The sequence below is a fragment of the Sphingobacterium puteale genome, from assembly GCF_050986225.1.
Lineage (GTDB): Bacteria > Bacteroidota > Bacteroidia > Sphingobacteriales > Sphingobacteriaceae > Sphingobacterium > Sphingobacterium puteale.
On the sequence record NZ_CP158959.1, the window covers coordinates 5,614,942 to 5,628,785 of the forward strand.

The window sequence follows — 13,844 nt, forward strand, 5'->3', positions numbered from 1 at the left end:
GACCAATTATATGGAGATGGTCAACAGCGGAACATCCAGGCCTGAGGCCATCATGCGCGTTTTGCTTCGATGTGTCAGTGAATTCCAGAAACCATATTTATAGGGAATCATGACCAAAAGATCAGTATTACTTTCTTTAACCTCATCACGAATGGCTTTGACCACCTCATTAGACGTTACATTTTTATAATAATAACTGACGATGCCCATGACGTCTCCGATTGCCGCTCGGGTTTCATTTCCCTTTTCTTCATTTAGCTGCTCAACGGTTTTACGGATATTAAGCACTTCCAATACGGCATTAAAGTCAGTTGCGAAATCTTTCACCTTTTCAAGAATTTCTTTTTGCACTCCGCGTACGATGTCGCAGGCGAAGAGGATATGCTTAAGCCCACTAAATTGTGCTCCAAGCGGAACAGATAGAATAGGAATTTTTAGTTTACTAATGGCCGACGTAGTTGTATTACCCAACATATCCTGGTCAAACGAGCGTTTGGCCATACCCATGACCAATAGGTCGGCACCTGTCTCCTGAATGCATTTTGTAATCTGATCGTAGAATAAACCCGTTGCCAGATAAGGAACAGCAGGCACCCCGCTTTGCCGCGTGATACCCTCCGCTTTATGGGTTAAAATCTTGTTTTGATGTTCAAAAATTTTGAACATGGAATCGGGAGAAAGACGTGCGTTCATCGCATGTATCGAGGGGTTCTGCAGTGAGAACAAGATGATCTCATATTTTTTACCAGCGAAAACTTCGAGTATAAACTTTAGGGCATGTTCTGCCTCTTCAGCATAGTCTGTAGCAACAATAATCCGTTTCATATTTTCCGTTTTTATACGATTAAAAAATCCCTTTTTAATACACTCAAGTTAACGAAAAATAATAAATCCATCAACCGGACAATTGTCTCAGCATCGTCAATTTTCTCCCGATTAATGGCTATTTAGAATAACTGGCCTTTACAAAAGGAGCCCTTTTTAGGTAGTCTATACTTTGCTCAAGACCTGTGTAAATATCATTATGTGTTTCTTCCAATTCAACAAACAAGTATTTCAGTCCACCTGTTTTGACATTGTTAAAGATCGCATCAAATCCGACCATTCCACTTTGACCGATTTCACGGTGATCTTTAATATGTAAAGCCTTAAATCTACCCGCATATTTGTTGAAGTAATCAACGGGACTGACATCACCGATTACAGCCCAGTAGACATCCATTTCGAAGAATACATTTTCGGGATTGGTATGCTCCAGCATGTAATCGTACATTACTTTATCTTCAACCTTTTTGAATTCATGAGCGTGGTTGTGGTATCCATAAAGCAACCCCTGTTCACGGCATTTTGCCCCCACAGCATCCAGATAACGGCATTGTGTTTCCAAGTCTTTGAGTGTCTTAGGCACATCCATCCAAGGCGTCACAATATATTTCATGCCAGCAGCCTTGTGGGTAGCGATACATTGGTCCCACCATTTCAAGGATTCGGAGAAATCTCCAGAGGCAAGCTCCTGCGCAGACAATGTTTTGGTTGCATGGGAAGAAAGGACCTTCATCCCTGCTTTTTCTACCTTGGCCTTAAATTCCTGCGGGCTCAGATTGTATAGCTTGCCGTCATTATAACCAGCAGCTTCTACGCCTGTATACCCAAGTGCGGCGATCTTTTGTAAAATTTGATCGAAATTTGGGTTCTTGCTGATTTCCTCACGTACGGAGTACAACTGTAGACCAATTTCTTTCTTTGCGGCTTTCTGTTGCGCAAAAGTCGGATTAACGGCTAATAGCATACAGCCAGCCATGAATGATCCGATAAGCGTTCTTCTTTTCATGTGTTTTATTTATTACCGACCTATCCAACACGAAAGTTATGGTAAACATACGTTTACGGGTTGTTTAGGTTTATTCGTGTTAAGTGCAGTTGCAATGTATGCAAATACTCTAAAAAACGCAATGCTTTTGGACTTTATTTATTCACACCGCCTGTTTTCCATAGCGAGAGGAATCTTTTTTCTTCCAAAAAAAATTGAACATCTTAAACGATTTACCTACCAAACATGTTCTATGCATAGGACAATATGAAATAAAGATGGAAAATCAATTCACTACCCCAGAGCATAGCCAGGACAAGCCAGAGGAAAAATTACCCGATGTAGCCGTTGAAGAAAAAGACGATGCGCCTGCGGGTCGAAATATCAAACGCACATTAATTATTGCCGTTTGTGTGCTGATTGTATTTTATTTGATCTATTATTTTATGAGTGACCATTAAGCATTGAATTCGCTTTTCTTCATAATTTGCTAGTTATATCGGAGATTTCCATCTTATCGGCTCACGGATCGGTAAGATGGAACCATTCGTTGTAATCGGAGCGCTGGATATAAGCAAGTAGTAAAGTAATCGTTGCTTGGTTAACAGGCAGTTCTGCAAAGAAGGAACACGCAAGTACAACAAGCATGGGAAACTATAAAGATTATCAGAAAAAGCAGTAAATAGTTGCATGATGCAACTTACCACAGCTCCGGCGGAACTTGACGGATTCTTGGAAACCAAAGCTGGGCAAGTCGACTTATTTTTTGTTTACATGTTTTTCAATTGGTATCCCGGAATGTATTATAGGATATCGATATAGGGCTGTTACGCAATCCTCGTCTCTGTTATATAATAATATTTTTTTAAAAATTTCTTAATAAAACCACGTATATAACTGATGTCTTCGTAAATCCATCTCAAAACAAATATAAAAAAAAGCAATTATTTAAGCAAAATAATAAACATTATTTTGCGCAAATTCTCATTCAATTCGTCATATGACGGAGAAAGACAGAGAAAAACTCGCATCGATTGGTCTGCGCTTCCGTGCACGGCGCAACGAATTATACTATTCTTTAAGGGATCTATCTAATTTAACCGGTATTTCTACCGGGACACTGAATGGTATAGAAAAGGGCAAAGACCTGACCTTAACCAACTTTTTGGTACTATGTCATAGCCTCCAGATCCAGCCCAAAACATTCTTTGAAAATGATATCGCATTTGATTCTCCATATTCCCTTCCTCCTGAAGTACAGGAACGAATTGCTGTCAGCAAAAATTTGGATAACCTAGTCTATAATTCAGATTTCTTTAATACACCTAAGCGTGTGGCAGAAGTTCTACATGAATTGGGAATTGATAGAAGTCAAAGCAATAAATTCTCAGTATACCTCTCCGCTTATTGCGAAGAAGGCGCACTTGAATATGAACAACTACACAACTATAAGAAATACCGGAAGAAAAGAAGCTTTACTTCGAAAGCTCCCGAAAACGGTTAGCTCTTTTGAAAGTCTTCAGGTCGTTAAAGCACCATATCTCCGTAAGACCTTCAGTGCTTTCTTATGGCCCACATCAGACTTACCAACATGTTATCCACATTGTATGGATAACTCTTATCTTCCAATGAGCACCACTTATTCTTTAATCTTCCTGTTCGGACAGCCATAGGTACAAAATATTTCCTACATTTTTTTAAAAAAATCTGTAACACAATGTTCAGACACCATACTAATTTAAAAAATAAACATACTAAACTAGACAATTATGGAAAAGCGATCTATTTACAGCTGGAAAAACAATTTATTGGGAAATAAATCAAAACTATATAACAATGATACCCTGATCGGCTCATTGGAATCCAATGACTGGACACTAGATGCCAATGTTTCTATCCGCTCAGATCAATATAGTTTTAAAAATAAAGGTCTTTTCAACCCATATACTGAAATACGCAATAAACAGGGTGAACTAATCGGTGACATCGAATACAACAACTGGACAGGAGGAGCAACCATTAGTCTAATTGACAAAAAATACAAGTGGAGTACTCGTAATATGTGGATGTCGGCCTGGAAAATCGAAGATGAACAGGGACAAATTGTTGAAGTAAGTCCTTCTGTCATGGGGAATGGCGGAACAATAGAAAGCATTGAAAACAGCGAGCTATTATTATCAATCAGTCTATATCTCCAGAAAAGAGTTGCGGTGATGTATTCAATGGTTACACTTATTCCCGTCTTCGCAATACTCTTATTTTAATCAGTCTCAACGACATTCATTACGACTTCATATCATATAAAACAGGCGAAATGCCTGTTTTTTTTGTACTAATCACAAGCCACAGACCTCTCCCATTCAATACTAAAACTTTTCTTCAACTAGGGATCATGCTCTCATTTAATAGGGATTTCATACGGACCTCATTCGGACTTTACACGGACCTCATTCGGATGAAAGCGTATAATCTCCCTGTCATACACCTGTTTTGTATCAGTTAATTTACAATAAATATACTGCTTGATGTAAACTTTCCCCCTACTTGTCTGTTAAAAGAATCAAACAAATTATAAATGAATTTATGGCACGAGTAAATAATGGAGCAAACGGCGCTCCATCCGGAAAGGTTGGCGCTGTCGTGTTTTGCAAATGGAAGGATATCACCTATGTACGTTCGCTTCCTAAAGTCAAGAAAAGAAGAAAACTATCTGACAGGGAAAATAAAAACAGAAGTAAATTTGCCTTTACACAAACTTTTTTGGGTCAATTCACTAAATTTTTCCGCTTAGGTTTTCACCGATACAAAGAAAATATGACCGCATTTAATGCGGCGATGTCCTATCATCTTGAACATGCAGTCTTCATGGGTGCACAGGGGCCTGCAATCAATTATGAAAAATTTGCGATCAGTAGAGGATTGGAAGATATTATCATTTCCACATCCACCGAGATCATAAACGGCAAGCTCGAGATCAAATGGGAACTCAACAGAACGAAAGAATTGCTGCACCATGAGCTAAGTGACTTTAGAAGCATGGTACTCCTATTGCCTGAGGATCCGAAAAACCATGCCACAGGAGTATCATTGGGCAACTCTATCGAATATCGATCCCAATTGATTGACCTACCTAAGGTCGGTGAAAGTTCAGTTTTTCATGTCTATCTGGGTTTTGCAGCAACAGATGGCAGCAATCGTAGTATGAACAGCGTTTATCTGGGTATAGTAACAGTAGAGAAAGAATGATTTAACTTTATGCCAAATACCTTATGACGATAAACAGGATTGCTATTCTCGTTTCGCAGTAAATGATTCATAGCTCTGCTGTATATAAAGGTACAGATCATACGTATTCCAAGATTGCACTTGTTCAAAAGTTGGCCTGTAGGCTTCCATAAAAGGCGTAATATCCTCGTCTTTTATGGAAGTACCCAATTTAACAGCATTTCTATTAAAGACACTGTCTATTTTGCTTTCCCTAATCGCATGTTGAATATTCTTCTCCATTGCTCTAGCTCGTTTTCCATTCTTGCTAAAAAGTTCGTAGAAAAAAGTGATCGGTTTTCCTGTTCTTCTCCTTTTCTATTTCTTTTAAATCATCGATCTCTTTGTTATGTCGGTTCCTTGTAATCACAATTTCATCAAGTACGATAGGGCGTTTCTTTAGAAAGATAGAATCTGTTAGCTTGTCGCCAAAAACTAGCTTCGTTTGCCAGTGATCATGTCTAAATTCAATGGTATCACCTAATTTATAGTCAAGGACAAAATTTCCATACTCATCTGAAACAGTATGTTTTTTTGAATTCAAATTTAAAAGGTTAATCCCCCGGAGCAGCAAGGTTGTATCAGCCGACAAAATTGCGCCCCGGTATTCATTTCTCTTTTGGCCATAAACTGGCCGTACCCTGGTTGACGACGACCAACATGAGGTAATGTATTTACAAAATATGACTTCACAATAAGATAACATAACGCTAACACAAAATCATTCTTCTTCTGTTTAACTTAGTAAGAATGAATAACATGACTTTCAACCGTCTTATTTCTACTGTACTTTTAAGTTTCAGTATCCTCTTATGCTCCTGTGGCAATAATGACCATACCATCAAGATGAAAGGTTCCGATACCGAGGTCAACCTTGCTGTTAATCTTGCCGAAGCATATAACAAGATGGATCCAACCTTCAGTATAGCCATCTCTGGCGGCGGTTCAGGTTTGGGTATTACTTCACTTTTGAATGGACAGGCAGATATTGCCAACTCCTCGCGCCCGCTTACCGAAGAAGAGCAGACACTCTTTCAAAAGAAAAATATACGGCTGAAAACCGTTGTTTTTGCCGAAGATGCTACCGCTTTCGTTGTTCATAGCGACAATCCGATCACGGAAATCGATGTAAAAACACTGTCAAAAATCATGAGTGGACAGGTTGAAAACTGGAAAACAATTTCCGAACAGGATGTCCCGATTAATATCTATGGTAGACAAAGCAGTTCGGGAACCTATTCATTTATTCGCAAGAAGTTAAAAATAGCCTATAGCCAAAAGGCCAAAGAAATGACCGGTAATGCACAGATACTGGAAGCCATCAAAATCGACAAGTCGGGTATCGGTTATGTCGGTGCAGGTTATATTTCCAAAAAAATTCAGGACAACAAAGGAATCAAGGTATTGAAAATCAAAAATGAAGTAGATTCCAATGCCATATCCCCCTTAGATCCGACAGCCATAAGAAATAGGTTGTACTTTTTCCAACGGCCCCTCTATCAGTTTATTCCCGAAAAATCATGGGACAAGGTCCTGTCATTTATCCAATTCGAGACCAAAGGGGAAGGAATGAAGATTATTGAAAACTCAGGTTATTACCTTATCCAATAAAATAACATGCAGTACAAAAAACGAATAACCATCGATAAGATCGCCAAAATCATATTCAAGTCTACCGGATATTTGGTCCTTGCGCTTCTGGGAGGCATCTTCTTTATGTTGCTCTATAACGCCATTGCGTTCTTTCTACAAGTTTCACCGCTTGATTTTATTACTGGAAGCCAATGGAATCCCACTGCTGCAGAGCCTGCATACGGTATTCTGCCTTTAATTGTGAGCACCTCAATTGTTTCGCTGGGCGCCATGCTAATTGCCATTCCACTTGGTGTGGGGACAGCAGCTTTTATTTCCGAATATGCGAATCCCAAACTCAAAACGGTTTTAAAACCGACCATAGAGATGCTTGCTGCAATCCCTTCCGTCGTGATCGGTTTTTTGGGGATCGTGCTCCTTGGCCCCGGAATAGCAGATCTGAACAACTTGCCCAATGGACTAAATGCGTTAAATGGTGCCATCTTACTAGCGATCATGGCCCTGCCAACCATCATTACCATTTCAGAAGACGCCATCCATGCAGTACCACAAACCTATCGTGAAGCAAGCTATGGACTCGGTGCCTCCCGTTGGCAGACATTGCGCAAAATTACGATCCCGGCAGCAGCTCCGGGAATCATTGCAGCAGTGATGCTGGGTCTAGGAAGAGCGATCGGCGAAACCATGACCGTACTCATGGCAACCGGCAATGCGGCGATCTTTCCTAAAGGATTTTTTGATTCGGTGAAAACCATTACCGCAACGATCGCCATTGAAATGGGAGAAGTACCTTATCAGACAACGCACTATTACGCCCTGTTTGCCATAGCGATTGTCTTATTCTTTATGACTTTGGTAGCCAATCTGATTGGTGAATATTTTATTAACCGTTTTAGAAAATACCATGCAGCATAAATTCAAAAAACTGGCACCGATCGTCGAATGGAGTACACTTCTCCTCTCCACGGGACTAGTCTGCTTCTTTTTGTGCGTGATCCTGTACGATATCTTTACCAAAGGTTATCAGGTGCTGTCCTGGGAATTTGTATCCAAACTGCCTACCAATGGTATGACACAGGGTGGTATTCTAACCCCGGTTATTGGTACCGTATTTCTGACGTTGATCACGGCGATCTTCTCCATTCCCTTTGGAATCTGTTGTGCCATTTACCTCAACGAATATGCTGAGAATACCTGGCTGACCCGGACGATCCGTGCTTCTATCCGTAATTTATCCGGTGTCCCATCTATTATCTATGGTCTCTTTGGTCTGGCCTTATTTGTTCAGGCGTTGAATTTCGGAACTTCAATTTTATCAGCCGGACTGACCTTGGGTCTATTGTCCCTTCCCTATATTATTACAACAACTGAAGAGGCCCTGCTCCGTATTCCCAGGAGTATGCGCGAGGCTGCATTGGCCGTGGGTGCCACCAAATTCGAATCAATCAAAGATGTAGTGCTTCCCGCTTCCTTGCCCGGCATACTGACGGGAATTGTCCTGACACTTTCCAGAGCTGCCGGCGAAACAGCCCCCATTCTCTTTACAGGGGCCGCTTTCTATATCACCAATTCCTTTGGCAACATCAATCAGGAGTTTATGGCACTGCCCTATCACCTGTATATGCTGTCAACACAACATCAGTCTATCGAAGAGGTCAGACCCATCGCCTACGGTACCGCTTTAGTCCTTATCGTCGTGGTCTTCCTTATGAATTTAACAGCTTTCTATATTCGGTATAAGTTTAGAAATAATGAAAAGTAAATTGGTCGCTGAACATCTCAACCTTTGGTTTGGGAGCAAACAGGTGTTGAAGAATATCAATATCGAATTTGAAGAAAATAAAGTTACGGCATTGATCGGGCCATCCGGCTGTGGCAAGAGTACCCTCTTACGAAGCCTCAACCGGATGCATGACCTCTATCCGGAAGCTCGGATCGAAGGACAGATCAAACTGGATGGCCGCGAGATCTACCAAAAGGATGTGGAAGTCACTGACTTGCGCAAGCGTGTGGGGATGGTATTCCAAAAAGCCAATCCATTCCCCAAAAGTATTTACGAGAATATCACTTATGGCCTCAAGATCAACAATCTGCTTGCTGACAAAGCAACCGTACAAAAGGCATTGGAAGAAGCATATATCTGGGAAGAGGTCAAAGATGATCTCAAAAAGCCCGCTACCCGGCTTTCCGGAGGACAGCAACAAAGGCTCTGCATCGCCCGTGCGGTAGCCTTGCGCCCCGAAATTATTTTGATGGACGAACCTTGTTCGGCGTTAGATCCAGTGAGTACCCTGAAGATTGAGGAACTTATTCACCATTTGAAAAAAAAATATACGATTGTCATCGTCACACATAATATGCAGCAAGCACAGCGTGTGGCCGACAAAACAGTTTTTATGTATCTCGGTGAGATTATTGAACAGGGAGATACACATCAGATTTTTAACAACCCACAACACGAAACCACCCGTAATTATATCAGTGGACATTTTGGTTAACCCACTCAGCAACTCCGAAACACACCTTCTGTGTGCAGGTCCACTGCTTTCTCTCATGTTCGGCGAGGTCGTGTATCGCCGAACATCTTAGATCACAAAATAAATTCAACAACGGTACCCTATTCAGCTATTAGCTTCCAAAAGGATCAGTCTTTTTTTCTGTTTTCAGTATCCCGATCAGATGCTGTAAGGCCTTTTGCAAACGTTTGGCATCATCTTCTGTCTGGATCGCCCATAGGATTTCTTCGGTATTCGCAGCCGATTTATAGCGAATCTGATAGCCGGCCTTTACTCTTGCAATGATAAGGGGTTCCGACTTAGAAATATCACTCCGATAATGTTGCCCTGTTGAAAGAAATACAGTCAGGACTTTCCCGTCTACCGTAACGGTATCAATTTTGGTTTCTTTGTAGCGGTAGGCCATTTTATACAGCTTGTTGATATAGGCTATGGTTTGCTGTTTGTTGAGCGCCGTATGTTGCCCTTGTGACGGTGTCCCCATTCCTATTAAAAGGAAGCAACATAAAAGGAAATTTTTCATTCGAAATGGTGTTATTTATCTGCTCTTTATTAATCTGTGCTGGTGTTCATGCCGACACATAAAACGGTAAGCAATTATTCAGTCTTAAAAATATCTATTTATTTATAATTTTCCGATGTCTATTTTTCAAAAATCTGCTTACCCAGGCCGAGCATACAGCAAATTGATAGCTATTCTTTCTGTGCAACGCTTTAAATGAAACAACCCGGAGCGATTTGTCAATCAACTGCACCGGGTTTTTCCTCTCCTTTTCCTCAACACATTATTCCTTTAAATTTAAACAGGAAAGTTAGCTACAATTTTGTTTTCGATAAGTCGCGTGCATTTTCAGCCATCCGGATAAATTCGGCTCGGTAGCCTTCATCGTCAGCTCCCTTTGCAGTCTTTGCCCGTGCGATCAAACGATCAAAATTAGCCTGCTGTTTAAAATCCGAATCTCGAAGTAACAGCCCCAGTTCGGCCACCGCAGTTGCAAAGCGTAAATCTTCGCTAACTTTATTCAAATCAGTAACCTCAGTCGGCACTACCTGCTGCTGCAATTTGCTTTTTTCACCTTCAGGTTCCTTGTAACGGAATTTGACCGTCGCTAATTCTCCATTACCTCTGACCTCGATATATTTCGTCGAATTCTGTTGGTATTTCAATGGATCCACTGTCCCGACCATCGTCGAGCTGACTCCTACGGGAACGATCTCATATAACGCTGTAACCATATGGCCTACGCCCATATCGCCACCCATCTTTTGATCGTTGTTGAAATCTTCCGCTTCAAGCAGGCGATTTTCATAACCGACCAATCGATAGGCCTGAACATAATTCGGATTAAACTCCACCTGAATCTTGACATCTTTAGCCACCGTAAATAACGTGCCGCCAAATTCGGTGACCACGGCTTTCCGGGCTTCGGAAATATTGTCGATGTATGCGTAATTGCCATGTCCTTTATCCGCTAAAATCTCCATCTTGCTATCTTTCAAATTTCCCATACCATAACCGAGTACAGTCAGAAAAACCCCCGATTTGCTCTCTTTACCAATCAGCTCTTCCATAGACTCATCGTCGCTCTCACCCACATTGAAATCACCGTCGCTGGCCAAGATAATCCGATTGTTCCCGGCCTTAACCAAGTTTTGGCGGGCAATCTCATAGGCTTTTTTGATCCCTGCAGCGCCAGCCGTACTTCCTCCGGCCTCCAGTTCGTCTATGGCCGTTTTGATTTTCATTTTCTGACTACCGCTTGTACTCTCCAATTTTACGCCGGCCGAACCCGCATAGGTGACAATAGCAACACGGTCGATATCGCGCAGCTGATCCACCAACATTTTTAAGGAAGATTTCACCAAAGGCAATCGCCCGGAGCCCATCATTGATCCGGATACATCAATCAAAAAAACCAAGTTTGAGGCTTTAAGTTTGTCCGTTGGAATATCTTTGGCTTTTAACGTCACACGCATCAACTGATGCGCATTATTCCAGGGGGCCTTGGTCAATTCGGTTACAATATTCACTGGCTCGCCATTCTTTGGTCCCGCTACCCGATACTGAAAATAATTGATCATCTCCTCAACACGTACAGCATCTTTATCGGGTAAACTGCCCGCATTGATAAACCGACGGACATTGCTGTATGAAGCGCCATCCACATCGGCAGCAAATGTTGACAAGGGTTCCTTTAGCGGATTGATAAACTTATTTTCCTTGATTTTTTGATATGATTCCTGATTTTGATCTGGTACATAGGCCATTCTCCTTATGTTTAAACTCGCAACCTGTCCAGACAATGCTGCGACCATCTGTGCTGAACCCACCACGCTCTGCTTGGCTTTTGGGGTATAACCCCTAACGACAACTTCATCCAGCGTACGATTATCCTGTACCATTGCGACATCTACTTTGCTCTTTCTCTTTACCTCGACACGCTGTGTAATATAACCGAGATAACTGAATTCCAGGATTGTCTTCCCTGCTTCCGCCTCAATCCGGTAATTTCCATCACGATCAGTGGATGTGCTTTCTTTCGTTTGCACATTTGTTACCACCACGGCATTCAGCGCCAATTTTGTCGTTGCATCCGTTACTTTACCTTTCACCTCATATTTTTGCCCGGCATATCCACCGACGGATAACAGCAGGCTCATTAAAAAAAGTATTGTTCTCATAAACTTCATTTTTTTGTCAAGGGATGCGGCAAATATTAAATTTCCATAAACCAGAAAAAAAAAATATTTTTAGCAAATAAAATGTTCGCATTCAAGTCGTCAAAAAAGGATTCAACGCAAGACCATGAGCTCTTGCAACAATATCAGGAGGCATCTGATCTCAAGGTATTGGGCGATCTCTATCAACGACATACCGAAATGGTATATTACGTATGCTTACGGTATCTTCAAGATCCAGAACTGAGCAAAGATGCGGTGATGAATATTTTTGAAGAGCTTATCTACAAAGTTAATAAGCAAGAAATCAAAGACTTTCCGAGATGGCTCTATGTGTTGAGCAAAAACCATTGCCTGATGTATTTAAGGTCAAAAAAGAACAAATCTCAAATTTCTCTGGATGAATTTGTGAAATATCCCGAAGATCTGCATCAGTATGAACAACATGATGAAAAAGAGGAACAATTGACGGCCATGGAAGGCTGTCTGGAGAAACTACCGGATAAACAGCAACAGTCCGTCAGACTCTTTTTTTTGGAGGAAAAATGTTACAAAGAGATCAGCGACTCGACAGGATATAGCTTAAATGAAGTGAAGAGTTATATCCAGAATGGGAAGCGGAATTTAAAAAATTGCATGGAGACTTGGAATGAGCGACAGTAATTACGACATAGCATACTTAAAGAAATACGTCAATGGCCTACTTTCTCCCAAAGAAATGTACGTCATTGAACGTGAGGCCCAACGTGATCCCATGTTGGCAGATATTCTTATGGGTATAGAAATGGATCAAAACAATGCTGTTCCTTCCGATCTCAATGCACGTATTGCACGGCGTGTCGAAGACGATAAAGAGACAAAAGTAAAAGTCTTCGACTGGAAACGACTGGCCATTGCCGCCAGTGTGGTTACTCTTTTAGGCATAGGAATTATCTATTTCCAACAACAGAAAAGCCCGCCTGAAGCAAACCGTACAGCTGATGTTGCCTTGCCGGCTGATGCTCCGTCATCAAAGTTAAACCCTCAAGCGGATTCTGTTGCCTCAACTGTTATTGAGCCCAATCTCAAGGAACCGGATAATCCTCGTTTGGCTAACAACAGTAAATCTTCCGATATCCCTCAGCACAGACAGGAGGAGAGCATCCCCCCTTTAAAGGAACAATCTCTGCGTGTAGCCCCGGTTGAAATGAACAGGGGTATTCAATCAGATAGATCCGCTCGCGATTCAAAATTAATGGACAGCGCGGTTGTATACGGTTACGCTCCAAAAGCAAAACAGAGTGTCACAGGAAGTAATGTTATTATCAGAGGTCAACAGCTTAATCAAAGCAATGCGCTCGCAGGTCGGGTGGCGGGCATCAATGTGACCCCACAGACCAATGGCAGCCCATTACAGGTCACTGTACGTGATAAAGAAACTGGCTTACCGATATCGGGTGTTACAATCATGCAACCAAATAGTAAAGTGGCAACAAATACAGATGCTCAAGGAAAAGCCACCATACAGCCAAGCTCAGTGGACTCGCTGGTTGATATTATGGCTGTGGGTTATAATACGGTTGCATTAAATATGCGTCGCAACAAGAACCTGAACATAAAACTGCAGCCTTCGAGTGCAACACTGGAGGAAGTGGTAGTCACAACCATGTCCTCCCGGAAAACAAAAAGTGCAGAACCGGTCTGGGGCTGGAAATCATTTAACAATTATGTCAAGAAAAAAACGGCGAACAGCCGATATGAAGGCACGGTACGCCTAAATTTTTATATAGATAAAGATGGATTCCCGTCCAATATTAATATCTTACAAAGTGCAAATGATTATCTGGACAATAAGGCCAAAGAGATTTTACTTTCCGGACCAAAATGGAAAGGTGAAGACAACCGATACGTCACACTGACATTTGATTTTACCTATTAAAGTCCAACAAAACCCAACTAATAATAATAGCTTATATATTAACATCAACAAAAAATTTAAGCTT

At 41.4% G+C, this 13,844-nt stretch carries 16 protein-coding genes; 10 read left to right on the forward strand and 6 right to left on the reverse strand.

Translation table 11 applies throughout. The features are described from left to right. Positions 1 to 6: 6 nt before the first annotated feature. Together ABTV71_RS23550 and ABTV71_RS23555 are read right to left on the reverse strand one after the other, a co-directional pair. On the reverse strand, positions 7 to 825 hold the full coding sequence (locus ABTV71_RS23550; protein WP_121126696.1) for a universal stress protein: 819 nt from the start codon (positions 823 to 825) through the stop codon (positions 7 to 9). Between the two features lie 118 nt (positions 826 to 943). Beyond that, complete coding sequence (locus ABTV71_RS23555; protein ID WP_121126697.1) at positions 944 to 1,831, reverse strand: sugar phosphate isomerase/epimerase family protein; 888 nt, start codon at positions 1,829 to 1,831, stop codon at positions 944 to 946. Positions 1,832 to 2,088: 257 nt separating this feature from the next. On the opposite strand from ABTV71_RS23555, the gene ABTV71_RS23560 reads away from it, so the two are divergent. The 4 genes from ABTV71_RS23560 (at position 2,089) to ABTV71_RS23575 (ending at position 5,056) form a co-directional block, all read left to right on the forward strand. Next, positions 2,089 to 2,271, forward strand: a complete 183-nt coding sequence (locus ABTV71_RS23560; RefSeq protein ID WP_121126698.1) for a hypothetical protein — start codon at positions 2,089 to 2,091, stop codon at positions 2,269 to 2,271. Between the two features lie 539 nt (positions 2,272 to 2,810). Further along, on the forward strand, positions 2,811 to 3,314 hold the full coding sequence (locus ABTV71_RS23565) for a helix-turn-helix domain-containing protein (RefSeq protein ID WP_121126699.1): 504 nt from the start codon (positions 2,811 to 2,813) through the stop codon (positions 3,312 to 3,314). A gap of 265 nt (positions 3,315 to 3,579) precedes the next feature. Further along, entirely contained in the window at positions 3,580 to 4,074 is a 495-nt protein-coding gene (locus ABTV71_RS23570; protein WP_121126700.1) for a hypothetical protein, read from the forward strand. A 319-nt stretch (positions 4,075 to 4,393) separates the two neighbouring features. Continuing rightward, positions 4,394 to 5,056: a DUF6266 family protein gene (locus tag ABTV71_RS23575; protein WP_433901302.1), complete on the forward strand. Its 663-nt coding sequence runs from the start codon at positions 4,394 to 4,396 to the stop codon at positions 5,054 to 5,056. A 42-nt stretch (positions 5,057 to 5,098) separates the two neighbouring features. Here the strand turns inward: ABTV71_RS23575 and ABTV71_RS23580 are convergent, their stop codons facing one another. Together ABTV71_RS23580 and ABTV71_RS23585 are read right to left on the reverse strand one after the other, a co-directional pair. Continuing rightward, positions 5,099 to 5,317, reverse strand: coding sequence for a hypothetical protein (locus ABTV71_RS23580; RefSeq protein WP_433901303.1), 219 nt, complete (start codon positions 5,315 to 5,317; stop codon positions 5,099 to 5,101). 25 nt (positions 5,318 to 5,342) lie between these two features. Beyond that, positions 5,343 to 5,618, reverse strand: coding sequence for a hypothetical protein (locus tag ABTV71_RS23585; protein ID WP_433901304.1), 276 nt, complete (start codon positions 5,616 to 5,618; stop codon positions 5,343 to 5,345). Positions 5,619 to 5,824: 206 nt separating this feature from the next. On the opposite strand from ABTV71_RS23585, the gene ABTV71_RS23590 reads away from it, so the two are divergent. Genes ABTV71_RS23590 through pstB form a run of 4 tightly spaced genes read left to right on the forward strand, consistent with a single transcriptional unit; the run spans position 5,825 to position 9,165 of the window. Beyond that, positions 5,825 to 6,685: a PstS family phosphate ABC transporter substrate-binding protein gene (locus ABTV71_RS23590; protein WP_245971444.1), complete on the forward strand. Its 861-nt coding sequence runs from the start codon at positions 5,825 to 5,827 to the stop codon at positions 6,683 to 6,685. A 6-nt stretch (positions 6,686 to 6,691) separates the two neighbouring features. After that, positions 6,692 to 7,582: a phosphate ABC transporter permease subunit PstC gene (gene pstC / locus ABTV71_RS23595; RefSeq protein ID WP_121126705.1), complete on the forward strand. Its 891-nt coding sequence runs from the start codon at positions 6,692 to 6,694 to the stop codon at positions 7,580 to 7,582. After that, on the forward strand, positions 7,572 to 8,429 hold the full coding sequence (pstA, locus tag ABTV71_RS23600; RefSeq protein WP_121126706.1) for a phosphate ABC transporter permease PstA: 858 nt from the start codon (positions 7,572 to 7,574) through the stop codon (positions 8,427 to 8,429). Before pstC ends, pstA begins: the two co-directional genes overlap by 11 nt. Further along, the gene (pstB, locus tag ABTV71_RS23605) at positions 8,419 to 9,165 is read left to right on the forward strand and encodes a phosphate ABC transporter ATP-binding protein PstB (RefSeq protein WP_121126707.1); all 747 of its coding nucleotides are present in this window, start codon (positions 8,419 to 8,421) and stop codon (positions 9,163 to 9,165) included. The genes pstA and pstB overlap by 11 nt, the downstream gene beginning before the upstream one ends. A gap of 130 nt (positions 9,166 to 9,295) precedes the next feature. On the opposite strand, the gene ABTV71_RS23610 is transcribed toward pstB, so the two are convergent. Both ABTV71_RS23610 and ABTV71_RS23615 read right to left on the reverse strand, forming a co-directional pair. Then, a complete protein-coding gene (locus ABTV71_RS23610) occupies positions 9,296 to 9,706 on the reverse strand; it encodes a hypothetical protein (RefSeq protein WP_433901305.1) in 411 nt (136 codons plus the stop codon). A 293-nt stretch (positions 9,707 to 9,999) separates the two neighbouring features. Then, positions 10,000 to 11,865 carry a YfbK domain-containing protein gene (locus ABTV71_RS23615; protein WP_433901306.1) on the reverse strand — a complete coding sequence of 622 codons (1,866 nt, stop codon included), beginning with the start codon at positions 11,863 to 11,865 and terminating at the stop codon, positions 10,000 to 10,002. A gap of 81 nt (positions 11,866 to 11,946) precedes the next feature. Here ABTV71_RS23615 and ABTV71_RS23620 point away from each other — a divergent pair, with 81 nt between their 5' ends. Further along, positions 11,947 to 12,525 carry an RNA polymerase sigma factor gene (locus ABTV71_RS23620; RefSeq protein ID WP_121126709.1) on the forward strand — a complete coding sequence of 193 codons (579 nt, stop codon included), beginning with the start codon at positions 11,947 to 11,949 and terminating at the stop codon, positions 12,523 to 12,525. Beyond that, on the forward strand, positions 12,512 to 13,780 hold the full coding sequence (locus tag ABTV71_RS23625; RefSeq protein WP_121126710.1) for a carboxypeptidase-like regulatory domain-containing protein: 1,269 nt from the start codon (positions 12,512 to 12,514) through the stop codon (positions 13,778 to 13,780). Before ABTV71_RS23620 ends, ABTV71_RS23625 begins: the two co-directional genes overlap by 14 nt. Positions 13,781 to 13,844: the final 64 nt, after the last annotated feature.